Raw genomic sequence first — 23,833 nt, 5'->3', positions numbered from 1 at the left:
TACATTAAATGGATTGGCAAAGTGAAAAGGGGGGATTTATATGATGGATCAAAACCAAGGATTAAAAAGAGAATTGAAAAGCAGGCACATATTTATGATTGCACTCGGTGGAGTTATTGGTACAGGACTTTTTTTAGGATCAGGTTATACGATTCATGAAGCTGGACCTGGAGGAGCAATTGTAGCGTATCTTGTCGGTGGATTTGTAATGTATTTAACGATGCTCTGTCTTGGAGAGTTAGCGGTTGCGATGCCTGACGCAGGGTCTTATCAAACGTATGCGACAAAGCATATTTCTCCTGCAGCAGGTTATGTAGTGGGATGGATGTCGTGGTTAAACTGGTCTGCTACGATAGGTATTGAATTAATTGCAGTTAGTATTTTGATGAAACGTTGGTTTCCTGATGTACCGTCATGGATTTGGTGTGTAGTGTTCGCGGTACTGCTCTTTGCTATTAATGCGTTATCTTCAAGAAGTTTTGCGGAAGTGGAATTTTGGTTTGCAAGTATTAAAGTAATTACAATTATTGCATTTATTATTTTGGGCGGGGCAGCAATGTTTGGGTTTCTAGATATGAAAGGGAATGAACCAGCGCCAATGTTCTCTAGCTTTACTGATTATGGTGGATTGTTTCCAAATGGATTATCAGCCATTTTAATTACAATGATTGCAGTTAATTTTTCTTTCCAAGGAACAGAATTAGTTGGTATTGCAGCAGGTGAGAGTGAAAATCCAGAGAAAACGATCCCGAAGGCAATTAACAATACAGTTTGGCGTATACTTGTTTTCTTTGTACTATCTATTTTTATTCTTGCTGGACTATTCCCTTGGCAGCAAGCAGGAGTAATAGAAAGTCCATTCGTAGTTGTATTTGATAAAATTGGTATTCCTTATGCAGCAGATATTATAAATTTCGTTATTATTACAGCAGTACTATCCGTTGCGAATTCAGGATTATATGCAACTTCGCGTATGCTATGGTCTATGTCTAATCAAGGAATGATTAGTCCAATTTTTGGAAAGTTATCTAAAAACGGTGTTCCTATTTATGCATTAATCGTAAGCACAATTGTAGGGTGTCTCTCACTACTATCAGGTATTTATGCGGAAGATACAGTTTATTTATGGCTGCTTTCTATCGCTGGATTCGGAGCGATACTAGTTTGGGCATCTATTGCTTTATCAAATTTATTAGCTAGAAGGTCATACATGAAGCGGGGCGGGGATGTTAAGGACTTGAAATTTAAAACACCATTGTATCCATTTGTACCACTTCTTGCGTTAGTATTAAATTTAACAGTAATCGTTGGCATGGCCTTTATTCCAGAACAAAGAATGGCATTGTATTGTGGTATTCCATTTATGATTGTTTGCTTACTGTTTTATCGTGCTACAAGAAATAAGGGAAGTAATGTAGAGCATATTGAAAAGACAAATACAACGGAAGTAGAGAGTTTATAATAGTGATTAATTAGGAGACTGTAAAATTGTAAACAGTCTCTTTTTTTGTGAAAATAAAGCTGGAAACATACTATGTATGCAAAGGGGAATTAGCGATGAATCCAGAAGTTTCGCAGTTGTTAAAACAAATAGATTCAAGGAAAGAGGAATTACTAGAACTTACAAAAACTTTAATTCGTTTTGAAACACCAGCACCGCCAGCGAGAAATACAAATGAAGCACAAGAATTTGTTGCAGAGTTTTTAAGAAAACGAAATTTTAGTATTGATAAATGGGATGTATATCCGAATGATCCGAATGTTGTTGGGGTAAAAAAAGGGATAAAAAGTGACTCATATAAAAGTCTTATTATTAATGGACATATGGATGTAGCCGAAGTGTCAGCAGATGAGGCGTGGGAAACAAATCCATTTGATCCATTTATAAAAGATGGCTGGTTAGTTGGACGTGGCGCAGCAGATATGAAAGGTGGGCTGGCTGGAGCGCTATTTGCCATTCAACTTTTACAAGAAGCTGGTATTGAATTACCTGGAGATTTAACTTTTCAATCGGTAATTGGAGAAGAAGTTGGAGAAGCAGGTACACTTCAATGCTGCAAAAGGGGTTACGATGCTGATTTTGCAGTAGTAGTGGATACGAGCGATTTACATATGCAAGGACAAGGCGGTGTCATTACTGGATGGATTACAGTGAAAAGTCCACAAACGTTTCATGATGCAACGCGCAGACAAATGATCCATGCTGGAGGACGTTTATTTGGAGCGAGTGCGATTGAAAAAATGATGAAAATTGTACAAAGCTTACAAGAATTAGAGCGCCACTGGGCAGTTATGAAAACATATGAAGGCTATCCATCTGGAACAACAACAATTAATCCAGCTGTTATTGAGGGAGGAAGGCATGCGGCGTTTATTGCGGATGAGTGCCGATTGTGGATAACAGTGCACTTCTATCCGAATGAAACACATGAACAAATAATAAACGAAATTGAAGAGTATATTGGAAAGGTGGCAGCTGCCGATCCATGGTTAAGTGAAAATCCGCCACAATTTAAGTGGGGCGGAGAATCAATGATTGTAGATCGTGGGGAAATTTTCCCTTCATTAGAAGTAGATAGTGAACATAAAGCTGTAAAAAAACTTAGCTCAGTACACGAGTCTATTCTATCAAAAAATGCAATTTTAGATATGTCTGCAACGGTAACTGATGGTGGTTGGTTTAGTGAGTTTCACATTCCAGCGATTATATATGGACCAGGTACATTAGAAGAAGCACATTCTGTAAATGAGAAAGTTGAAATTGAACAGTTAATTGAATTTACAAAAGTGATAATAACATTTATATATGAATGGTGCCACACGAAAAAATAGATTTGTATAGTAAAATCGTACGAGTATGTATACTTGTACGATTTTTTAGTGAACTATTTCAGAGTTGAATATAAACAACTGAAATAGTTCTTTATTTTGCTATGTCTTTCGTTTCATTTCAAGTAATTTCTCTTTTGCTAATTCAACGGCAATCGCATCATCTAAATAGCCAATTGGAAAGAGATAGTCGGGAATAATATCTGTCGATAAAATGAAATAAAGTAATGCGCTCCCAAGAACTGCACGTTCTTCTTTTGAAATGGTTTCATTACAAAATTGTTGATACATATCTGTTAATTGTTCAATAAAAGGACCAGCACTATCAATTTGCTCTAATTTGCTTGCAAAACTGTCATGAATACGTTTTTCGCCTTCTGTTGTCTGGGCATAGCGTTCGTAATTTTCGAGTTCTTGTTTTACGCGAGTTGTAGTGTAATCGAAATCGAATAAGTTAGAGGATTGTAAAGTTTGTTGAATGGTATCAAGAGATGTGTACATATCCGTTTTTTCTTTATTAATGTGAGGAGAATCAGGGTACATTTCATCAAATAACAATTGGGGTGGAACTTGAAGACATTCTGCAAATTTTTGTAGATGTTTTTGTTTTGGTGGTTGTTTGCCATTAATAATTCTTGAGACTGTTGCAGGATCAATATTTGTAAGTATTCCTAGTTGGCGCATAGATAAGGCGCGTTCTTTTAAAAGTTTTTTTATTAATTTACCAAGCCGATCATTCGGGTTTTCATTAGCCATAGTGCAGGCACTCCTTTTTTAGTGTTGAAAAAATGTTGAGCATTTATTACAAGTATATGAAACAGACAGGCACAGTTGCTCAACATTTTCATAATATGCATTGAAAAGTGAGAAAAAGGGGTGACTATTTATGAGTACGGCAGGCTTATTTTCAATTCTTTTAATCGGGATCGCTTCTAATTTAGATAATGCAGGTGTTGGAATTGCGTATGGCATTCGTAAAATTCGTATTTCGTGGTTTAACAATTTTATCATCGCATTCTTCGGGTTTTTATTTACTTTACTAGCTGGATTTTTTGGGAACTGGATTGCGTTATTTATTTCAGAGTTTACAGCAAACCTGATTGGAGCAATCGTTTTAGGGATAATCGGGGTGTTTATTTTATGTCAGCCTTTCTTGAGTCAAAAAAATACTGTAGGTTCTAAAGGTGATAATGTACTTATGGGAATTTTACGTGATCCAGAAAAAGCAGATTTTGATGGCTCTAAAACAATTAGTTTTTCTGAAGCACTTGTTTTAGGAGTTGCATTATCTATTAATAATATTGCAGGTGGGTTTGATGCTGGGGTAACAAATTTAAATCTTTGGCTTACAGCGACTATTTCTGGGGTGTTTAGTTTTATTTGCATAAGTGGTTTTGCATATGTAGGGAAACGATATTTAGCAGCATACTTAGGGAAATGGGCGACGGTTATTGCAGGAGTGTTATTAATACTTATTGGGATTGATCAGTTGTTGTGAAAATAGAAAAGCAATGTTCGAGCATTTCCTCGGAAATACTTGAATAAATTGCATATATCGACATCGGATATTTACTTCTTAATAAATAAAAAGCACCTACATACTACATAGGTGCTTTTTAGCGTATGTCTTCAATTAATTGCTCTGATTCTTCATGCATACTGTATTCACTTAACACTTGGATGCAAAGCCATTTTAATTCCTCGATAGTATGCTCAAGTTCTTCAGGAAGCACATGATGAATGTCTTCAAGTCCCATCCCGAAATGAATAAGTTCAAGTACTTGATCATCGATATTCCGATCCATTAATAATTCAAGTACTTCTAAATTGAATATGTATCGGTGAGCTTCGTCGAGTGAAACAACTTTTAACTTCAAGCTTTCTACAATACTCAATATAAAAAGAAGGATTGTTTTTTCAAGAACAGGTTGTTTTCCCATTTGAAATATTAGTTTCATCTTTCACACCTCCACATATAGCGCTAGGTTGTACTATATTATTCAGGAGGGGGGAACAAATATGCATGATATAGAGAAACTTTCAGCACTGTTTTTGTAAGAGGATTGATAACTGACAAAAGTGAGGTTTTGGTGAAATAAAAAATCCTGCTAGTATAGCAGGATAACTCGCGATTAAAAAATACTCCAGCCTTCTTGAGCAGAAAGAAGTTCAAGAATTTTAAAACCAGCAATACTATTTCCGTTTGCATCTAAAGCTGGTCCGAAAATGCCGATTCCCATATCGCCTTTTACGCAGCCGAAAATACCACCCGCTACACCACTTTTTGCAGGGATACCAACGCGTATTGCAAATTCACCAGATTCGTTATACATACCACATGTGACCATAAATGTTTTGCAAATTTTTGTAATATGTTTAGGGATGATTTGTTTCTTTTTATATGGATCATATCCATCCATTGCAAAAATTAAGCCGATACGTGCTAAATCAATGCAGTTTACTTCAACTGCGCATTGACGAGTATATAAATCCATAAGTTCTTCAATATCACAATCGATAATACCGTTTTGTTTCATATAATAGCAAAGCGAACGATTTAGATAAGCTGTCTCTAATTCTGAATCGGCAACTTTAGAGGAATAATTAATAGTAGGGTTATCTGTTATTTCACGTACAAAATGAAGAATACGTTCCATTTTTTCCTCGTTATCTTTTCCTGCTAACATGCTTGTAATAGCTAATGCTCCTGCATTTATCATTGGATTAAGGGGTTTGGATGGACTTGTCGTTTCTAACTTAATAATAGAATTAAATGGGTCACCCGTTGGTTCCATTCCAACTTTAGAAAATACATATTCTTCACCACGGTCTAAAAGGGCAAGGGCAAGTGTAATTACTTTGGAAATACTTTGAAGAGTAAATAGTGTTTGTGAGTTGCCTGCATGGATATATTCTGTTTCTTTATGGAAAATGGCAATCCCTAAATCGTCTGGATTTGCATTTCCTAGTTCGGGGATATAAGTAGCAAGTTTTCCTTTTTTCGTATATGGTTTTACTTGTTCTAACAACTGTTGTAAGTTGTTTGTTTCAATGCACTGCATAGTACCAACGCTCCTATTTCGAATTAACTAAGTTTACTTTTCCCGATATGCTCGGAAATAAATAATAACATGAAAAAGTGGAATGATAAAACGAAAGTTATATGTTCTATAGTAGGTCGTTCTTTCAAGTCCTTTGTATTAAAAAAGGAGAATTTCCCTTTTATATAACAGTTTGGAAATAGGAGATTTATCCATAAAAAATTCGAAAATAAAAACTACACATCTATACAACTATATGTTATTATGGTTATGTAAATAGAAAGCGTTTTCTAAGGCGTACTTATAATGATAACGATTTCATAAATTTGATAGGGGGAATTAAAATGTTGCAGTTTTTACAACGTATTGGTAAAGCGTTAATGCTTCCAATCGCCGTACTACCAGCAGCAGGATTATTGCTTCGTTTAGGGCAACCAGATGTATTTGATATTCCTGTTATGGCACAGGCCGGTGCAGCAGTTTTTGATAATTTAGCACTCATTTTTGCAATTGGTATTGCAATCGGTCTTTCAGTTGATGGTAGTGGTGCAGCAGGTCTTGCAGGTGCAATTGGTTATCTAGTTATGAAAAACAGTATTGATGCACTTAGTAAGGGATATTCTACTGTAGAATTACAAGATAAATTAGGCAAAGTCCAAGATTTAATAGGGAATAGCGCTAATGTTGATCCATCTAAGCTTGCAGATACAATGACACAAGTATCTAAGGCAGCCGAATTATCGACTAAAGTGGATATGAAAGTTTTAGGTGGTATTATTGTTGGTGTTATAGCGGGACTTCTTTATAATAAATTCCATAAGATTAAACTTCCAGAATGGTTAGGGTTCTTTGCTGGAAAACGTTTCGTCCCAATTGTTACATCGGTTGTGATGTTAATATTAGGAATTCTATTCGCACAAATTTGGCCAGCAATTCAAAATGCTATCGATGCATTAGCTCATGGAATTGTTAATTTAGGGGCAGTTGGTTCAGGTCTATTTGGTTTATTAAACCGTCTATTAATTCCAATCGGTTTACATCATGTAATGAACACATACTTCTGGTTCGTACTTGGTGACTTTACAAATGCAGCAGGTAATGTTGTAAACGGTGATATTGCTCGCTTCCTTGCCGGAGATAAAACAGCGGGTATGTTTATGACTGGTTTCTTCCCAGTTATGATGTTCGGTTTACCAGCAGCATGTTTCGCAATGATTGCGGCTGCAAAACCAGAAAAACGTAAAATGGTTACAGGTATGTTAGGTGGTCTAGCATTAACTTCATTCTTAACTGGTATTACAGAACCAATTGAATTCTCATTCATGTTCTTATCACCAGTATTATATGGTATTCATGCTGTATTAACAGGTCTGTCTCTATTCATTACAACAACACTTGGCATTCACGATGGTTTCACATTTAGTGCCGGTGCAATCGATTACTTCTTAAACTTTGGTATTGCAACAAAACCAGTATTACTTGCGGGAGTCGGTTTAATTTACGCAGTAATTTATTTCGTTGTATTCTACTTCTTAATTAAGAAGTTCGATTTAAAAACTCCTGGTCGTGAAGACGAAGAGGAAGTAGCTGAAGGTGAAGAAGCTCCAGTTGCAGGTTCAATTGGTGAAACTTACGTAGCAGCTTTAGGTGGAAAAGAAAACTTAACAGTTATTGATAACTGTGCAACACGTCTACGCTTACAAGTAAAAGATGCTGGTCAAGTAAATGAAGCAGCATTAAAACGTGCTGGTGCAAAAGGTGTTATGAAATTAAGTAATACAAGTGTACAAGTTATCGTAGGTACAAATGTTGAATCTGTTGCCGATGATATGAAAAAACACGTATAAATAATGAGATAAGAGGATGTCCAAAAAGATTGATAACATCAATTTTTTACAGGATATCCTCTTTTTTTGTTAACAATTTAACGGGAATCTTACTTTTGTAAATTTTCTTTTTCTTTTTTGTACATATGGGTTGGTAATATGTGTAGTGCGTGATAAAGTAGGGATGATATAGAATGGATTATCCATAATCTACTAAAATAAATCTTTAGTAGAGGAATTAAATTATTGGTGAGTAAGGGGAAAAAAGCAATTATGGATCAGGAAAAAAATAATGCGAATGGGAAAGCAAATCGGCCGATTGTATACATAAAAAGGACAATCATTTTCGTCTTACTATTATCACTTGTATATTTCATGTATACAAAAATTGTTGCGCATAATAAGAAAGAAGAAACTTTAAAAGCGGCAGCAGAAATGAAGAAACAAGAAGAGCTAAAAAAGAAAGAAGAAAAAAAGAAACAAGAAGTACAAAAGCAAAAACAAAAAGAGCAGGAAGAACAAGTGAAGCAAGCGCAAGCTGCGGAACAGCCTGTTGAAGGACCACCTCAAGAAATTAATGAAAACGCTCAATTGGACCAGTATTTACAAAACGCAGGATTTAGCGGGACAGCTGTTATTGTGAAGAACGGAAAAGTTCTTCTGAATAAAGGGTACGGTATGGCAAATAAAGAGCAGCAAGTACCGAATAATTCAGAGACGACTTTTTATATTGGTTCTATTTCAAAGGCGTTTGTAGCAACTGCTATTATGCAATTGAAAGATCAAAATAAATTACAAGTTGAAGATACTGTTGCGAAGTATATTCCAGATTTTCCACAAGGTAATAGTATTCAGCTAAAACATCTATTAACACATACATCAGGGATTCCAGAATATGAGCAAGGAAAAGAAGATATTTCCCATGAAGAACTGATAAAGCGGATAGGAAATCAAAAGCGTATTGGTGGTCCAGGAGAGAAGTGGAAGTATTCCGATTCGAACTACTCTATACTTGCATACATTGCCGAGAAGGTAAGTGGACAGTCGCTTGAAGAATATATTAAACAACATATTTTTGCTACTGCCGGTATGAAACATTCTGGTTTTGGCACAGCGTTAGAACAAACAAGATTCCCATCAACGGGTTATAAAATAGTAAATAATAATATGACAACACCTAATATTCCGAGCATGTCACAACTATATGGTTGTGGTGATATATATACGAGTGCACATGATTTATATTTATTTAACGAAGCGTTATACTCTGGAAAGTTAATTTCAAAAGCGAGTTATGATCAAATGTTTACAGCCGTGAAAAAAGATTACGGATTTGGCTGGTACGTAGACCCAGGAAGCTATTCGAATCACGGTGTAATGCCAGGTTGGAATTGTTTAAATGGATTTAGTAAAAATGGTAGTGTGTATGTTGTTTTATTATCTAACATTCAAAACAACATTAAATCATTTGGTAAAGTGAATAATGACATTTATACGATGTTGCGAAATATTGAAGTGTAAGAAACTATCCTTTTGGATAGTTTTTTTTTGCCCTGAAACAAATATTTCTTTTAGAAAATGTATGCCTTACCTATCACAAAAATATCTATTTTGTATACATTAAGATGTATGGATGTAAAATTTTATAATCTAAAAATAATAGGAGGAGAAGTGTATGTGTCTGTTCAGAAAATATTGGCATAAATTATCAAGATTGTTTAATAGACAATTAAGCTATTTTTTAGATGATAAATTATTGCCTGCTGTGGAACGACTTTTATTTTCGCAAAACTTTGCAAGGTTTATTCAAAGAAACTCTAAGCAAGCTACGGAAGAATTTATAAAATCAAGCCAATTTCAATCTATTATTTGCAACATTTTAAAAGAATGCAATACATCACCTTTTAAAGAAATTGCAAAGCAGTATTTAGGTAAAAATGTTGAAATTACGGTGACAGTTGGACAATTAACAGGCGTTATTGTAGCAGTCGGTGATGATTTCTTAACATTGCAAGAAGGTATAGGAACTGAAGTTTTATTACCATTTACAAGTATTATATCAATTAAAGAAGTGTAAGAAAGGAGAGCTATATATGTTATTTACTGATGAATTACGTAACCATGTTGGTGAATTAGTGCAAGTTGTGACAGCTGTAGAAATTGTTACAGGCATTCTTTTATCTGTGACAGATGGGGCGGTAAGTGTTCGTACTTCTCCTTCTTATGGACCACCGGAAGATGTAATTGTGCGTACTCCTATTATTGCTTATGTTCGCTTGGAAGGGTAAGCGTGATACAAGTATGAGAGTATCAGTTGTTATTCCAGCGCACAATGAAGCGAGTACTTTATCACAAGTTTTAGTAGAAGTGGAGAAGCTCAAGCCTTACGAAATTATTGTAGTAGATAATGGCTCGACAGATGGAACGAAAGACATAGCGTTACAACATCATTGTCACGTGATTTATTATAAACATTCTCTTGGCAATGATGTTGGACGGGCTATTGGAGCTAGAGAAGCAAAAGGTGAAATTGTTTTGTTTTTAGATGGTGATATTGTTATTGATAGTAAAGAGTTACAACGTTTCGTGAAAGGAATTCGACAAGGGCATCAAATTGTTGTGAATAATTTAACATGGTCGGTTTATTTAAAGATGAGACCACATTATACGACAGTTGGAAAGTTCATGTTGAATCGTTATTTGAATAAAAAGGAGCTTGTTGTTGGATCTTTAATTGCAATTCCACATGCGATGAGCAGGGAAGTTATCGAGAAACTTGGGTGGTGGAATTTAGCAGATCCAGCACTATTTCAAGCGATAGCGATGTCTAGAGGAGTAGATATTGTTGATACGGCTTCGGTCGATGTAATTCACACAAATAAGGTTCGTCCTGTGCATACAGGAACATCACCTGGTTCTCCTTATCCGAAAGCGACTAGCCGTATTATGGGTGATCATTTACGTGCTTTGCAATATGTAATCGAAACATATGGTAAACGCGGCGGTTTTTCGGAGGGAAACAGGGATAGGGAGTTTATAGGGAACTATAAACCAGTTGTATTAAAGAAGGAAAAAGCGAAATATAGTGCGATTATACCAGTGTCAGAAGAAAAAATGACGATAAGATTTGTTATACAAGAAGTAAAAAAAGCAGGGGTAGATGAAATTATTGTTGTCGCGAATGGAGCAGATTTTGAGACTGTTAAACAGGCAAAGCTAGAGAATGTTATTGTTGTTGAATTCGGGGAGGCGCTTGGACATAATGTAGCACGAGCGATAGGTGCCATGCATGCTACGGCAGATATTTGTTTATTCGTTGATGGTGATTTTGTTATTCCAGCAAAAAAGCTCACTCCATTTTTGCAAGCTGTTGAAGATGGAAGTGACGTGGTTTTAAATGATTTACAATGCTTATTAGATATGTTTCATCCTGCAGATCCAATTAGTATGGGGAAATATTTTGTGAATTTAGTAGCGAAAAGACCGGATTTATGGAATAACTCATTAACGGCAGTACCACATGCTATGCATAAAAGGGTAATAGAGAAAATAGGATATGACTCGCTTGTTATTCCGCCATTAGCTCAAATGAAAGCTATTTTGGAGGTTTTTTCTATTACAGCAGTAGAATTTGTAGATGTTATAAAAACCAATCGGGTACGCCCGGAGCAACATGGATTTGTAAATGGACGTATTCCGGCATTTGACCGTATTTTCGGTGATCAACTTGAGGCGATTGCTTATCTATTACAATATACAGACGAACGTGGGAGTTTTACAGATGGAGATCGCGATAGAGACACTATTCAACAATTGAGAAAGGAAGAAAAGAATACAGATGAATGCTAGTAGTAAAGTAGCTATTATTGGATTAGGGTATGTTGGTCTTCCTTTGGCAGTCCATTTTGCAGAAAGAGGACATACCGTACTTGGATTAGATAAAGATACTAGAAAAATAGAATCGATTATAAAAGGAGAAAGTTATATTCCAGATGTTTCTTCTAAAGTGTTGCAAAGTTTATTGACTAAAAATAAATTAATAGTAAATACACCAGATAAAGGTATTACTGATTTCCAAAGTAGTGATTATGTTATTGTTACTGTTCCAACTCCAATTAATGAACGAAGAGAACCAGATTTAAGTGCCCTCATTTCAGCTTCGCATTATATACAACAAAATCTCCAAAAAGGACAAACCTTCATTTTTGAAAGTTCCACATATCCAGGCACACTTGAGGAAGTTATTATTCCTATTATTTCTCAAGCTGGCCAAAAGGTAGGAGAAGATTTCTATATCGGATATTCCCCTGAGAGAATTGATCCAGCAAATAGTCAATATTCAGTTCAATCTATTCCAAAAGTTATTAGTGGACAAACAGAAAAGTGTAAACAAAAAGTACAGGATTTATATAGTACCATTTTTGACGTAGTTGTACCTGTTAGTTCGCCGAAAGTAGCAGAGATGTGTAAGCTATTTGAAAATATTCAGCGCTTAGTTAACATCTCTTTAGTAAATGAGTTAAACACATTATGTGAAAGTTTAGGGATTGATTTTTATGAGGCCATTGAAGCGGCATCTACAAAACCTTTTGGATTTACTCCGTATTGGCCAGGACCAGGGATAGGGGGGCACTGTATTCCCGTAGACCCCTTATATTTTCAATGGAGAATAAAAAAGAATGGGGCAATTAGTCAATTAATTGAGGCGGCACATGTAATTAATGAAGAAATGCCAGAGAAAATAGTCCGGAAAGTAAAGGGTATGGTGCAATCACCCGGACTAGTTTTAATTGTAGGAATCGCATATAAGAAAGATGTAAATGATTTGAGAGAATCACCGGCTTTGCCAATTATTCAATTACTAATAAAAGAAGGATACGAGATAAAATACCATGATTCATATATTTCTTCCGCGGAAATTGGAGATAAGGTGTATCAATCTGTTGCTTTGGATGAACAAACAGTTAAAGAGGCAGGTTGTATTTTAATTTTAACTGACCACTCTAATATCGATTGGAAGCTTTTTAAAGGAATGAACCGAGTAATAGATACAAGGGGAATTATAAAGAAGGTGAGTGTATGAGTAAGAAATGTTTAATTACAGGTGGGGCCGGATTTATTGGATCTCATTTAGCTGAAGAGTTGGTGAGAAGGGGTTATAAAGTCACAATTGTGGATAACTTCTATAAAGGGAAAAATAAGTATCATAATGAGCTAATGAGAGAGATTCGAGTTATTCCAATAAGTGTTTTAGATAAAAATTCTATTTATGAATTAGTAAATCAACATGATGTAGTGTTTCATTTAGCAGCAATTTTAGGTGTTAAAACGACAATGGAAAAAAGTATAGAGCTCATTGAAACGAATTTTGACGGAACGAGAAATATTTTACAAGCAGCATTAAAAGGAAAGAAGAAAGTAGTTTTTGCATCTACTTCAGAAGTGTATGGTAAAGGCAAACCGCCTTTCTCTGAAGAAGGAGATCGATTGTATGGGGCAACTTCTAAAATTCGTTGGAGTTATGCAGTTTGTAAAACGTTAGAAGAAACATTATGTTTAGGATACGCATTAGAAGGCTTACCTGTAACGATTGTTCGTTATTTTAATATTTATGGTCCAAGAGCGAAAGATGGTCCATATGCAGGGGTAATCCCGCGATTTATCCGTGCAGCTTTGCAAGGAGAAGACATTCTCGTATATGGAGATGGAAAGCAGACACGTTGCTTTACGTATGTGAGTGATGCGGTAGAAGCAACAATTCGGGCAATGGATGAGAAGGTAAATGGTGAGATTATTAATATAGGTTCTGAGAACGAACAGAGTATAAAAGAAGTAGCAGAAACAATTAAAAAACTAACGAAATCTTCTTCGAAAATTGTACAAGTTCCTTTTGAGGAAGTATATCCACATGGCTTTGAAGAAATTCCGAATAGAAGGCCGAACGTAAAGAAGTTAAGAGAACTTGTTCAATTTCAAGCGACAGTAACGTGGGAACAAGGATTGAAAGAAACTATTAAATGGTTTCGTGAAGAAAACAATGGCTAAGTCGCTATCAGTTATTATTCCTGCAAGTAATGAAGTAGATACGATTTCAGACGTTATTCAATCGGTCAAACCGTTAAATCCAGTAGAGATTATTGTCATAGCAAATGGTTGTAATGATGGTACAGAAGAGGTTGCTGATCAGCTAGGTTGTAAAGTAATCAGGTATACAGAACTATTAGGAAACGATGTTGGGCGTGCAGTTGGTGCAAAACATGCGATAGGTGATGTATTACTATTTATAGATGGGGACTTTGCTATTCCAACTTCCAAATTACAATTGTTTCTTAATCCAATTTTACATGATCAGACTGACATCGTTTTAAATAATTTGGACGCATTGTTTTTAAAGAAACAAAAACCCCATTCCGTTACAGTGTGGCGTCAAATATTAAATGCAATGTTAGAGCGTGAAGAATTAAAGATAGATTCTTTATTATCTGTACCTCATGCGTTGACGAAAGAAGTCGTCCAAAGTATTGGATATGAATGTTTAGTTAATCCTATTGTAGCTCATTTACGTATAGCACAAAGTAAATGGAGAATTAACCGTCATTGTGCTATTGATGTTATTACGCCGAATAAATTTCGACCGATTGAACATGCTGCATATGGAACGAACCTTTCTCAATCTGAAAGACGAATGATAGGTGATCATATAGAAGCAGTTGCAGAACGAATAGTAAGCAGTGATATACGCGGGGGATATTATGATGGAAATAGGAAAAGGGATAGCGTCTATCATACTTTAAATTTCGAAGATTTTTATCAAGGATGGGGCGTTACATCCAATTTGTATAGAGAAAAGCAACTATCGGTTGTTATTCCTGTACAAAATGAAGAGAAAACAATTGGAAAGGTTATAGAAGAGCTTCGTAAAATTGAACCTTTTGAAATCATCGTTGTCGTAAATGGTTCGTCAGATAAAACAGCAACGATTGCAAAAGACAAAGGCGCAACAACCATTGTATATAAAGAAGCCCTTGGAAACGATGTAGGGCGTTCACTTGGAACTTATTTTGCAAAAGGAGAAATTGTGTTATTTATAGATGGTGATTTTGTTATTCCAGCTAGTGAACTATATCCTTTTGCAAAAGCTATTGCAGATGGAAAGGACGTCGCATTAAATGATTTAAATCATTATTTAGATTTAAGAGTACCACTTCATCTTGTAACTGCATTTAAGTATGCACTAAATTTAGCGTGTGATAGAAAGGATTTAGGGGTAGGCTCACTTATTGCGGTACCTAATGCATTTAGCCACAAGTGTTTGAAAGCAATTGGATATAAATCTTTATTGTCACCTTGTGTAGCACAGGTGAAGGCTCTTCTTTCTGGATTTGAAATTGCATGTGTATGTCGTGTTGAGGTTGATAAGATGAACCGTATTCGTCCCAGTGAACATTTTGCAAAAATAGGTCATCCTCCAGCTGTACTTCGAATTATAGGTGATCATATAGAAGGACTAGAGCAAATAATTGCATCAACAGACAATCGTGGCGGATTCTATGATGGCAATAGAAAAAGAGATGTTTTATAGAAGTAACAAAAAAAGTGTACAACATGTGTACACTTTTTTGTTCTGTTATAAAAACTATAACAGATTAGGAGATAAGAGTATTACAGCTCTACAATGGGTATTGTTCTTATATTACAAAATAGGACTCGTATATAAGGATACCAAAAAAATACAATTAAGGAAAGGGTTAATTTTAAAGACTTTTAAATGAAGTTAACACTATATATATAGTAGTTTGCTCAACATTTCACAAACATGTCACAACTATTTCGTTCACTTTCGTAAAAAAGTAGTATTCTAAGTGTGTAAGCTGTTATATAAAAAATCTTAGTCCTGTACTAATCAAAAATGGAGGAGATTAGGATGACTCAAGTATTAGAAAATGTTAAAAACGCATGGGAAAACTTTAAAGGTGAAAAATGGAAAGCAGAGATTGATGTTCGCGATTTCATTTTAAATAATGTAAACGTTTTCGAAGGAGACGAATCTTTCTTAGCAGAAGCAACTGAAGCAACGAAACAACTTTGGGATCAAGTAATGGATTTAACAACAAAAGAACGTGAAAACGGTGGCGTTCTTGATATGGATACAAAAATTGTTTCTTCTATTACATCACATGACCCAGGATACTTAAATAAAGATATTGAAAAAGTAGTCGGTTTCCAAACTGATAAACCATTTAAACGTTCTTTACAACCATATGGTGGTATTCGTATGGCAGAACAAGCTTGTGAATCTTATGGGTACGAAATGGACAAAGAACTTAGTCGTATTTTTAGAGATTGGAGAAAGACTCATAACCAAGGTGTATTTGATGCTTATACACCAGAAATGAGAAATGCACGTAAATCAGGTGTTATTACTGGTCTTCCAGATGCATACGGTCGTGGACGCATTATCGGTGACTATCGACGCGTAGCATTATATGGTATTGATCATTTAATTGAAGCGAAAAAAGCTGATTTGAATTTAACTGGTGGTGTAATGAGCGAAGATACAATGCGTTTACGCGAAGAGTTATCTGAGCAAATGCGTGCACTTCAAGAACTAAAACAAATGGCTGCTTCTCATGGTTTCGATATTTCTAAACCAGCAACAAATGCACAAGAAGCATTCCAGTGGTTATACTTCGCATATCTTGCAGCGATTAAAGAGCAAAACGGAGCTGCAATGAGTCTTGGACGTACTTCTACATTCTTAGATATTTACATTGAAAGAGATTTAGCAAATGGTACTTTAACAGAAGAAGAAGTACAAGAAATTGTAGATCACTTCATTATGAAATTACGTCTTGTGAAATTCGCAAGAACACCTGATTATAATGAATTATTCTCTGGTGACCCAACTTGGGTAACTGAATCTATCGGTGGTATGGCATTAGATGGTCGTCCATTAGTAACAAAGAACTCATTCCGTTTCTTGCATACATTAGATAATTTAGGACCAGCTCCAGAACCGAATTTAACAGTTCTTTGGTCTAAACAATTACCAGAGAACTTTAAAAACTACTGTGCGAAAATGTCCATCAAAACATCAGCAATTCAATATGAAAATGATGACATTATGCGTGCTGATTACGGCGATGATTACGGAATTGCTTGTTGTGTATCTGCAATGAGAATCGGTAAGCAAATGCAGTTCTTCGGAGCTCGTGCAAACTTAGCGAAAGCATTATTATATGCAATTAACGGTGGTAAAGATGAAAAATCAAAAGCACAAGTTGGTCCTGAGTACGCACCAATTACTTCTGAAGTACTAAATTACGAAGAAGTTATGCATAAGTTTGATATGACAATGGAATGGTTAGCGGGTCTATATTTAAACACATTAAATGTTATCCATTACATGCATGATAAATATAGTTATGAACGTATTGAAATGGCACTTCATGATACAAATGTTCTTCGTACAATGGCAACAGGTATCGCGGGTCTATCTGTAGTAGCAGACTCATTAAGTGCAATTAAATACGCACAAGTAAAACCAATCCGTGATGAAAATGGTATTGCAGTTGACTTCGAGATTGAAGGAGACTTCCCAAAATACGGTAACAATGATGATCGTGTAGATGAGATCGCTGTAAATCTCGTGAAAACATTTATGAATAAACTGCGTAAACATAAAACATATCGTAATTCCGTTCATACAATGTCAATTTTAACTATTACATCTAACGTTGTATACGGTAAGAAAACTGGTAACACTCCAGATGGACGCCGTACTGGAGAACCATTTGCACCAGGTGCAAATCCAATGCATGGACGTGATACAAAAGGTGCATTAGCTTCATTATTATCTGTAGCTAAATTACCATATGAAGATGCACAAGATGGTATTTCTAATACATTCTCTATTATTCCAAAAGCACTTGGTAAAGAAGATGATGTACAAGTACGTAACTTAGTATCTATGCTTGATGGCTATGCAGTAAAAGAAGGCCATCACTTAAATATTAACGTATTTAATCGTGAAACATTAATGGATGCAATGGAACATCCTGAGAAATATCCACAATTAACAATTCGCGTATCTGGTTACGCTGTAAACTTTATTAAATTAACTCGTGAACAACAAATTGATGTAATTAACCGTACAATGCATGAAAGCATGTAAATGAAAAAAGTGTCCCTTCGCTTTTAATACATAGCGAAGGGAGGCTGTTTCAATAAAGGAGGAAGTAACATGGTAAAAGGAAGAATACATTCTGTAGAGTCTTGTGGTACTGTTGATGGCCCAGGGATTCGTTATGTCATATTTACACAAGGGTGTTTATTACGTTGTCAATATTGTCATAATGCTGATACGTGGGAAATCGGTAAAGGTAAAGAAATAACAGTTGAAGAAGTGATGCAGGATGTGACATGTTACCTTCCATTTATTGAAGCCTCCGGAGGCGGTATAACAGTTAGCGGTGGAGAGCCATTATTACAGCTAGACTTTTTAATTGAGTTGTTTAAAAAGTGTAAAGAGGCTGGTATCCATACAACAATCGACTCTTCTGGTGGGTGTTATTCTGAGGAACCAGAATTCCAAAATAAGCTAGATATTTTAATGGATTATACAGATTTAGTTTTATTGGATTTGAAACATATCGATTCCAAAAAGCATCGTAAATTAACAGGGAAACCAAATGAACATATTTTACAATTTGCTCGTTATTTATCGGATAAGAATAAAGCGATTTGGGTACGACACGTATTAGTTCCTGGTGTTACGGATAATGAAGAGGATCTACAAAAACTATCTAGCTTTATTCAAAGTCTGTCTAATGTTCAAAAAGTTGAAGTGTTACCATATCATAAGCTTGGTGTATATAAATGGGAGGCGCTTGGACACAAGTACCCACTCGCAAATGTAGAACCACCTACTGAGAAAAATGTAGAACATGCTAAACATATTTTACAAGCGGTCTAATCCAAATATTGGATTAGGCTTTTTGCTTTCTTTACAATAAAATCTAGAGTATATATTGATAAAAGAGTATACTGAAAGTAGAATATCCATAATTTTGTACGGACTAAGTGGATAAATTTACATAATTGTAAAGGGAAATCAAAATAGTAAAAAGAATTAAGAAGTAAAAGAGTGAGTATCATGGAATAGAGAAGATTTGTAAGTTATTGCGAAAGCTCTTATAGGAAAGTATAATGTAAAGATATGAGCACAGATAGGATTAAGGGGTCAATCTTATATGCTTTGCATATCCACGACAGGTACATAGCTGAAAAGGGAATTATTAGAATCTGTTTATGTAATTTTTAAGGAAAATGTTTTTCCTATTGTCGTATATGCAATATGGAGAAACAAAAAGCTAGGAGTGGATTTGTTTGATAAAAAACCCCAAGGTTTTAATATTAACTGCACATTACGGTAATGGTCATGTGCAAGTAGCAAAAACATTAGAACAAACATTTCGCCAAAAAGGAATTGAAGATGTTATTGTATGCGACTTGTTTGGAGAATCACATCCATTTATAACTGACATTACAAAATATCTATATTTAAAAAGTTATACAATAGGAAAAGAATTATATCGTTTGTTTTATTACGGGGTAGAAAAAATTTATGATAAGAAAATAGCATCTTGGTATGCGAACTTTGGAAGAAAACGTTTGAAAACACTGTTACAGGTGGAGAAACCTGATATTGTAATTAATACATTTCCAATTATTGCTGTACCAGAATTGAAAAAACAAACGGGGATTTCAATTCCTGTCTATAACGTATTAACGGATTTTTGCGTGCACAAAATATGGATTCATCGAGAAGTAGATCGTTATTTTGTTGCAACGGATCACGTGAAAGAATTGATGGTTGATATCGGTGTACCTGCGGAACAAATTGTTGAAACAGGAATTCCAATTCGGAGTAGTTTTGAGTTAAAGGTAAATTCAGACATCATATATAATAAATATCAGTTATGTAAGAATAAAAAGATTTTACTAATTGTAGCAGGTGCTCATGGGGTATTAGGAAATGTAAAAGAACTATGCCAATCATTTATGTCAGTGCCTAATTTACAAGTAGTTGTCGTTTGTGGAAAAAATGAAGCTTTAAAACATGATTTATTAAGTTTACAGAAGCAAAATTCCGATGCATTAAAAGTGTTTGGGTATGTTGAAAATATTGATGAATTATTCCGAGTTACTTCTTGTATGATTACGAAGCCAGGCGGAATAACATTAAGTGAAGCAGCAGCGTTGCAAGTACCTGTCATTTTATATAAGCCTGTTCCAGGACAAGAAAATGAAAATGCGATGTACTTTGAAAAAAAAGGAGCAGCAGTTGTCATTCGCGATGATAGTGAGGTTTTCGCAAAAACAGAGGCATTATTACAAGATGATGTGAAGCTTCTTCAAATGAAAGAAGCAATGAAAAGCATCTATCTTCCAGAGCCAGCTGGTCATATTGTAGATGCAATTTTGGCAGAAAATCATGCAGAACCGCGTCATATACCTATTAAATCACCTGCTCTTGCACAATCTTTTACTTAATATGAAACCCTCTTTGTATATGTAAAGAGGGTTCTTTATTATTTTCAAAGAAAATTTAGCCAGTTATCCACAAAAAAATGCGCTTTCATTAAACAGTAAAGTCGGAATATTAACAACTATATCCACATTGTCCACAATTTTTAGAAAAATATCCACAATTAAAACAGCTGATATATGCTTTAATATAGAAAAATATTAAGTATTTTTGAAAATTACTAACAATTGCATCAGTTTTGTGGATAAAGTTGTCCACAGCAAAAAGACCCCTTATGCATAAGCATAAGGGGTCTTTTTGCTTACTTCTATCAGTCGAGAAAATTATGTAATGAAAATGAATAATTAGGGGGGAAACTTCTAATTATTCATTTTCACTTTAAATGCTTTTCGAGCGATATCCTGCTGCACGATCTGCTTTTTGAAATTCACGTTGATAGAGAACTTCTTGTGTACTAGATAATGTGTTTTTTGCTTTATCACGTTTCTTTTTATCCATTACAAATCACCTCGTGTCTTAAAGTTACTATTTATCGTTTCCAAAGACATGAGGGGATATACGCATATGGAAAATGTTAATGATTGATTATCATTTCAGAAAATTTAGATTATGCTTCTTTTAATTGATGAGCATCTTGGAAGGTTGTATCTCGCATTGTAGCAAGTGTGTATTGATCTTTTGGAATTTCATATAAGTTATATACTTCTTCGTTTGCGTTAATTTCATCATATACGGCTTTTCTTGTTTCGTTTGCTAGATTCACATATTGCAGTTTTTCTGCAGCTTTAATAGAACGAATATTTATTTTACGAATACGCATGAAAATTGTTTCAATATCTAATTCGTAGAAAAGTTCACTAAAAAATGAATCTTTTGCCAATTTATTATAGCCTTTTCCATGATATGGTTTGCCAAGCCATGTCCCGAGAAATCCAGCTTTTTCTTGCACATCAAATAAAGTAATTGTTCCGATAGGGTTACCCCATTCATCTAAAATTGTGCGTGAAATTAATTCACCACGCTCTTCAGCTTCAATCGTTTGTTTCGTTAAGAATAAATATTCTTCATAAGAATAAGCCTTTTGACGCACAAAAGGGAAGACAGCTGGATCCACCATTAACTCGTATAGAACGTGGCTGTCGTGTAAGTCGCGTTTTTTCAACATACTAACTCCTCCTCACACGAGGGTAGCATGACGAAAAAACACCCCACCCTCGAAATTTTTATATCAATCTTTAAAAAATTTCGGGGTGGGAATCGAACCCACTAGAACCAGTTTCTAACGCTGGTGGCGCACCATTTGCCTTCCCCATTCATCAATTTGAAAATGATAATCACGACACAAATTGATTATGGTTTCATTCAGTTTATAATCGTATAATACTTTATCTAGTCAAAAAAATAAACTAGTTTTTTTTATTTTTTTTGTAAATTATTTTTCCATCAATCATAGTTAGTACAGGCTTGGCTAAATAATGGAAAGGATGATGAGTCCATAACACGAGATCGGCGTCTTTTCCAACCTCGATGCTTCCAATTCTATCCTCTAATCGCAAATTTCGCGCTGGGAATATGGTGATTCCTTCTAGTGCTGTTTTCTCGTCTAACCCTTCTCTTACTGCGACAGCAGCACAAATATTTAAATACTGAATGGGTGTATAAGGATGGTCTGTTGTTATAGAAACTTCCACACCATTTTTGGATAATATATGGTAAGTATCCCATGTCTTGTTTTTTAGTTCGATTTTAGAACGGCGTGTCAGAGTGGGACCAACTGAAACCTTCAAATTGTGTTTCGAAAGCTCTTCAACAAGAAAGTGTCCTTCTGTACAATGTTCAATACGTAGATCGAGGTTGAATTCCGTTGCAAAGCGTAGCGCAGAACTAATATCATCTGCTCGATGGGCGTGGATACGTACGGGTATTTCACGACGTAATGCTTTTAAAATAGGAAGCATTCGAAAATCAGCTTCGTGCCCGTAGTGTTGTGCTTCATAGAATGATTCCCGAAGTAACCCCATAATCCCCATACGTGTTATGGATTCTTTTGTTCCATTACTATGGACTTTTTTAGGGTTTTCTCCAAAGGCAATCTTTAAACCAGCAGGTTCTTGAATAATCATATGATCAATACAAGTTCCAGCTGTTTTTATTACACAAGTAGTACCCCCGATAATATTTTGACTGCCAGGCATAACGTGAACGGTTGTAATTCCATTTTGTACAGCGTCTTGAAAGGCGATATCGAGAGGATGGATTCCATCTAAAGAACGAATATGTGGTGTTGAAACTTCAGATGTTTCATTGGCATCATTTCCAGCCCAACCAGTACCTTCATCATAGAGACCAAGGTGAGTATGGACATCAATAAAGCCAGGTAAGAGATGGAGTGCTCGTGCATCTATAACGGTCATATCTTGAGTAGGTTGAATAAAAGGTTTGACCTCGGTAATTCGCTCTCCTGTAACGAGTACATCGCCTTGAAACTTTGGAGATGTAATAGGGTATACAATGGCTTGTTTGAGCAATATTTTCATAGGTACCTCATTTCTGTTACTTTATAATGCTAATGGAAGTTAAGGGAAAGTAACTGAAAGGTTATTTGTATGGTAATGCTTCGGATCCTAGAAAATGAAAGTTTTAAAAGGGCCCATGTAAAATTGTGTTTTAGAAGTACTACATTGTATGCGAAAGTATATTTTGTAATGCATGGTCTATTGCCGGAAATGTGTATTGGTATCCATGTTTAATTGCTTTACTAGGTAATACATGTTGCCCTTCTAGTACAAGTATGCTCATCTCACCTAATAAGGCGTGAAGCATAAATGAAGGGACAGGCAACCAATGTGGTTTTCTCGTTGCAGCAGCGATGGTCTTTCCAAATTCCTTCATTCTTATAGGTGTTGGTGCTGTCATATTAAGAGGACCATCAATTTCTTTTTTGTGTATGATGAAATCCATCATACGAACGACATCGTCTATATGAATCCATGATAACCATTGTTTCCCAGAACCAATGGTGCCGCCGATATAGAATTGATAGGGAAGTAACATTTTTGGCAAGGCTCCGCCATCTGCACCTAATACAACGCCAAATCTTGTGTAAATTGTTCTTATTCCGAGAGAACATGCTTTAGCTGCTTCTTGTTCCCATAAAAATACTGTTTCTGCTAAAAAGTCATTTCCAGGCGTTTCTTGTTGCTCAGTAAAAGACTCTACTTCAGATGTTCCGTAGTATCCAATAGCACTTGCATTAATAAATGTATGTGGTTTTTTATGGAGTGCCTGCAATTGTTTAATGAGTCCTTTTGTTGTTTGAATTCTACTGTTTAAAATGGCTTTCTTTTGTTTCTTTGTCCATCTACTATTAATAGACTCTCCGGCTAGATTAATAACTACATCAATAGAAGAGAGGGGGAAGGTTTGTAAATCTGGTGTCCATTGAACATACTGAAGTTTAGGGTCGGAAGTTTCAGTAGTTTTTTTTCGTGTGAGGATGTAAACAGTATATCCTTTTTGAACAAAAAAAGTAGAAAGATATTTACCGATAAAGCCTGTACCACCAGAAATTGCGATTTTCACAAGTA

General features: G+C 35.4%; 22 protein-coding genes and 1 pseudogene. 16 read left to right on the top strand and 7 right to left on the bottom strand.

The features are described 5' to 3' along the window. Positions 1–40 precede the first annotated feature (40 nt). Together AC1Q51_RS23755 and AC1Q51_RS23750 are read left to right on the top strand one after the other, a co-directional pair. The gene (locus AC1Q51_RS23755) at positions 41–1,462 is read left to right on the top strand and encodes an amino acid permease (RefSeq protein ID WP_000969253.1); all 1,422 of its coding nucleotides are present in this window, start codon (positions 41–43) and stop codon (positions 1,460–1,462) included. 95 nt (positions 1,463–1,557) lie between these two features. Further along, positions 1,558–2,832 carry an acetylornithine deacetylase gene (locus tag AC1Q51_RS23750; RefSeq protein WP_001067762.1) on the top strand — a complete coding sequence of 425 codons (1,275 nt, stop codon included), beginning with the start codon at positions 1,558–1,560 and terminating at the stop codon, positions 2,830–2,832. A gap of 99 nt (positions 2,833–2,931) precedes the next feature. Here AC1Q51_RS23750 and AC1Q51_RS23745 read toward each other — a convergent pair whose 3' ends face one another. Next, positions 2,932–3,585, bottom strand: coding sequence for a DUF1232 domain-containing protein (locus tag AC1Q51_RS23745; protein ID WP_001262773.1), 654 nt, complete (start codon positions 3,583–3,585; stop codon positions 2,932–2,934). A 130-nt stretch (positions 3,586–3,715) separates the two neighbouring features. Between AC1Q51_RS23745 and ytaF the strand changes: the two genes are divergently transcribed. Next, on the top strand, positions 3,716–4,327 hold the full coding sequence (gene ytaF, locus AC1Q51_RS23740; protein ID WP_000100747.1) for a sporulation membrane protein YtaF: 612 nt from the start codon (positions 3,716–3,718) through the stop codon (positions 4,325–4,327). A gap of 118 nt (positions 4,328–4,445) precedes the next feature. On the opposite strand, the gene AC1Q51_RS23735 is transcribed toward ytaF, so the two are convergent. Further along, the gene (locus AC1Q51_RS23735; protein ID WP_000766603.1) at positions 4,446–4,787 is read right to left on the bottom strand and encodes a DUF3969 family protein; all 342 of its coding nucleotides are present in this window, start codon (positions 4,785–4,787) and stop codon (positions 4,446–4,448) included. Between the two features lie 174 nt (positions 4,788–4,961). After that, a complete protein-coding gene (gene glsA, locus AC1Q51_RS23730) occupies positions 4,962–5,891 on the bottom strand; it encodes a glutaminase A (RefSeq protein ID WP_001149850.1) in 930 nt (309 codons plus the stop codon). A 69-nt stretch (positions 5,892–5,960) separates the two neighbouring features. Here glsA and AC1Q51_RS23725 point away from each other — a divergent pair. The 13 genes and pseudogenes from AC1Q51_RS23725 to AC1Q51_RS23665 all read left to right on the top strand — a co-directional run bounded on the left by AC1Q51_RS23725 (position 5,961) and on the right by AC1Q51_RS23665 (position 20,251). Then, positions 5,961–6,073 (top strand): annotated as a pseudogene (locus AC1Q51_RS23725) (transcriptional regulator). A 141-nt stretch (positions 6,074–6,214) separates the two neighbouring features. Next, positions 6,215–7,717 (top strand): N-acetylglucosamine-specific PTS transporter subunit IIBC, encoded by a 1,503-nt coding sequence (nagE, locus tag AC1Q51_RS23720; protein WP_000938908.1) that lies wholly within the window; start codon positions 6,215–6,217, stop codon positions 7,715–7,717. A gap of 252 nt (positions 7,718–7,969) precedes the next feature. Then, positions 7,970–9,217, top strand: a complete 1,248-nt coding sequence (locus tag AC1Q51_RS23715) for a serine hydrolase domain-containing protein (protein WP_000371817.1) — start codon at positions 7,970–7,972, stop codon at positions 9,215–9,217. Positions 9,218–9,371: 154 nt separating this feature from the next. After that, positions 9,372–9,773 (top strand): LSm family protein, encoded by a 402-nt coding sequence (locus AC1Q51_RS23710; RefSeq protein ID WP_000335542.1) that lies wholly within the window; start codon positions 9,372–9,374, stop codon positions 9,771–9,773. A gap of 16 nt (positions 9,774–9,789) precedes the next feature. Continuing rightward, entirely contained in the window at positions 9,790–9,984 is a 195-nt protein-coding gene (locus AC1Q51_RS23705; protein ID WP_000899476.1) for an LSm family protein, read from the top strand. A gap of 13 nt (positions 9,985–9,997) precedes the next feature. Next, positions 9,998–11,545 carry a glycosyltransferase family 2 protein gene (locus AC1Q51_RS23700; RefSeq protein WP_025118422.1) on the top strand — a complete coding sequence of 516 codons (1,548 nt, stop codon included), beginning with the start codon at positions 9,998–10,000 and terminating at the stop codon, positions 11,543–11,545. Then, positions 11,535–12,779, top strand: coding sequence for a nucleotide sugar dehydrogenase (locus AC1Q51_RS23695; RefSeq protein ID WP_000994262.1), 1,245 nt, complete (start codon positions 11,535–11,537; stop codon positions 12,777–12,779). The genes AC1Q51_RS23700 and AC1Q51_RS23695 overlap by 11 nt, the downstream gene beginning before the upstream one ends. After that, positions 12,776–13,741: a UDP-N-acetyl-alpha-D-glucosaminuronate decarboxylase gene (locus tag AC1Q51_RS23690; RefSeq protein WP_000037053.1), complete on the top strand. Its 966-nt coding sequence runs from the start codon at positions 12,776–12,778 to the stop codon at positions 13,739–13,741. Before AC1Q51_RS23695 ends, AC1Q51_RS23690 begins: the two co-directional genes overlap by 4 nt. After that, positions 13,734–15,278: a glycosyltransferase family 2 protein gene (locus AC1Q51_RS23685; protein ID WP_139213322.1), complete on the top strand. Its 1,545-nt coding sequence runs from the start codon at positions 13,734–13,736 to the stop codon at positions 15,276–15,278. The genes AC1Q51_RS23690 and AC1Q51_RS23685 overlap by 8 nt, the downstream gene beginning before the upstream one ends. Next, positions 15,247–15,468 carry a hypothetical protein gene (locus AC1Q51_RS23680; protein ID WP_002094217.1) on the top strand — a complete coding sequence of 74 codons (222 nt, stop codon included), beginning with the start codon at positions 15,247–15,249 and terminating at the stop codon, positions 15,466–15,468. The genes AC1Q51_RS23685 and AC1Q51_RS23680 overlap by 32 nt, the downstream gene beginning before the upstream one ends. Before the next feature lie 152 nt (positions 15,469–15,620). Next, positions 15,621–17,870 carry a formate C-acetyltransferase gene (pflB, locus tag AC1Q51_RS23675; RefSeq protein ID WP_000195468.1) on the top strand — a complete coding sequence of 750 codons (2,250 nt, stop codon included), beginning with the start codon at positions 15,621–15,623 and terminating at the stop codon, positions 17,868–17,870. Positions 17,871–17,939: 69 nt separating this feature from the next. Further along, positions 17,940–18,671 carry a pyruvate formate-lyase-activating protein gene (gene pflA / locus AC1Q51_RS23670; RefSeq protein ID WP_000238463.1) on the top strand — a complete coding sequence of 244 codons (732 nt, stop codon included), beginning with the start codon at positions 17,940–17,942 and terminating at the stop codon, positions 18,669–18,671. A 413-nt stretch (positions 18,672–19,084) separates the two neighbouring features. Further along, positions 19,085–20,251, top strand: a complete 1,167-nt coding sequence (locus AC1Q51_RS23665; RefSeq protein ID WP_000594694.1) for a diglucosyl diacylglycerol synthase — start codon at positions 19,085–19,087, stop codon at positions 20,249–20,251. Between the two features lie 373 nt (positions 20,252–20,624). On the opposite strand, the gene AC1Q51_RS23660 is transcribed toward AC1Q51_RS23665, so the two are convergent. The 4 genes from AC1Q51_RS23660 to AC1Q51_RS23645 form a co-directional block, all read right to left on the bottom strand. Beyond that, positions 20,625–20,744, bottom strand: a complete 120-nt coding sequence (locus tag AC1Q51_RS23660; protein WP_000358482.1) for a YfhE family protein — start codon at positions 20,742–20,744, stop codon at positions 20,625–20,627. Positions 20,745–20,853: 109 nt separating this feature from the next. Further along, positions 20,854–21,411, bottom strand: a complete 558-nt coding sequence (locus AC1Q51_RS23655) for a GNAT family N-acetyltransferase (RefSeq protein ID WP_000914737.1) — start codon at positions 21,409–21,411, stop codon at positions 20,854–20,856. Between the two features lie 241 nt (positions 21,412–21,652). Then, positions 21,653–22,783, bottom strand: coding sequence for an amidohydrolase (locus AC1Q51_RS23650; protein WP_000698297.1), 1,131 nt, complete (start codon positions 22,781–22,783; stop codon positions 21,653–21,655). 139 nt (positions 22,784–22,922) lie between these two features. Then, positions 22,923–23,828: a TIGR01777 family oxidoreductase gene (locus AC1Q51_RS23645; protein WP_000684406.1), complete on the bottom strand. Its 906-nt coding sequence runs from the start codon at positions 23,826–23,828 to the stop codon at positions 22,923–22,925. Positions 23,829–23,833: the final 5 nt, after the last annotated feature.

It is taken from the genome of Bacillus sp. MT94 (assembly GCF_058792475.1).
The sequence above is the reverse complement of the archived record's forward strand: the minus strand, read 5'-3'. Positions and strand labels throughout refer to the sequence as shown.

Excerpts from the sequence above, each read along its gene's own strand:
- nagE (WP_000938908.1), top strand. The coding sequence starts at position 6,215 with ATGTTGCAGTTTTTACAACGTATTGGTAAAGCGTTAATGCTTCCAATC.
- AC1Q51_RS23695 (WP_000994262.1), top strand. The coding sequence starts at position 11,535 with ATGAATGCTAGTAGTAAAGTAGCTATTATTGGATTAGGGTATGTTGGT.
- ytaF (WP_000100747.1), top strand. The coding sequence starts at position 3,716 with ATGAGTACGGCAGGCTTATTTTCAATTCTTTTAATCGGGATCGCTTCT.
- AC1Q51_RS23685 (WP_139213322.1), top strand. The coding sequence starts at position 13,734 with ATGGCTAAGTCGCTATCAGTTATTATTCCTGCAAGTAATGAAGTAGAT.
- AC1Q51_RS23745 (WP_001262773.1), bottom strand. The coding sequence starts at position 3,585 with ATGGCTAATGAAAACCCGAATGATCGGCTTGGTAAATTAATAAAAAAA.
- AC1Q51_RS23655 (WP_000914737.1), bottom strand. The coding sequence starts at position 21,411 with ATGTTGAAAAAACGCGACTTACACGACAGCCACGTTCTATACGAGTTA.
- AC1Q51_RS23710 (WP_000335542.1), top strand. The coding sequence starts at position 9,372 with ATGTGTCTGTTCAGAAAATATTGGCATAAATTATCAAGATTGTTTAAT.
- AC1Q51_RS23735 (WP_000766603.1), bottom strand. The coding sequence starts at position 4,787 with ATGAAACTAATATTTCAAATGGGAAAACAACCTGTTCTTGAAAAAACA.
- AC1Q51_RS23750 (WP_001067762.1), top strand. The coding sequence starts at position 1,558 with ATGAATCCAGAAGTTTCGCAGTTGTTAAAACAAATAGATTCAAGGAAA.
- AC1Q51_RS23705 (WP_000899476.1), top strand. The coding sequence starts at position 9,790 with ATGTTATTTACTGATGAATTACGTAACCATGTTGGTGAATTAGTGCAA.
- AC1Q51_RS23660 (WP_000358482.1), bottom strand. The coding sequence starts at position 20,744 with ATGGATAAAAAGAAACGTGATAAAGCAAAAAACACATTATCTAGTACA.
- pflA (WP_000238463.1), top strand. The coding sequence starts at position 17,940 with ATGGTAAAAGGAAGAATACATTCTGTAGAGTCTTGTGGTACTGTTGAT.
- AC1Q51_RS23690 (WP_000037053.1), top strand. The coding sequence starts at position 12,776 with ATGAGTAAGAAATGTTTAATTACAGGTGGGGCCGGATTTATTGGATCT.
- AC1Q51_RS23755 (WP_000969253.1), top strand. The coding sequence starts at position 41 with ATGATGGATCAAAACCAAGGATTAAAAAGAGAATTGAAAAGCAGGCAC.
- glsA (WP_001149850.1), bottom strand. The coding sequence starts at position 5,891 with ATGCAGTGCATTGAAACAAACAACTTACAACAGTTGTTAGAACAAGTA.
- AC1Q51_RS23650 (WP_000698297.1), bottom strand. The coding sequence starts at position 22,783 with ATGAAAATATTGCTCAAACAAGCCATTGTATACCCTATTACATCTCCA.
- AC1Q51_RS23715 (WP_000371817.1), top strand. The coding sequence starts at position 7,970 with ATGGATCAGGAAAAAAATAATGCGAATGGGAAAGCAAATCGGCCGATT.
- AC1Q51_RS23680 (WP_002094217.1), top strand. The coding sequence starts at position 15,247 with ATGATGGCAATAGAAAAAGAGATGTTTTATAGAAGTAACAAAAAAAGT.
- pflB (WP_000195468.1), top strand. The coding sequence starts at position 15,621 with ATGACTCAAGTATTAGAAAATGTTAAAAACGCATGGGAAAACTTTAAA.
- AC1Q51_RS23700 (WP_025118422.1), top strand. The coding sequence starts at position 9,998 with ATGAGAGTATCAGTTGTTATTCCAGCGCACAATGAAGCGAGTACTTTA.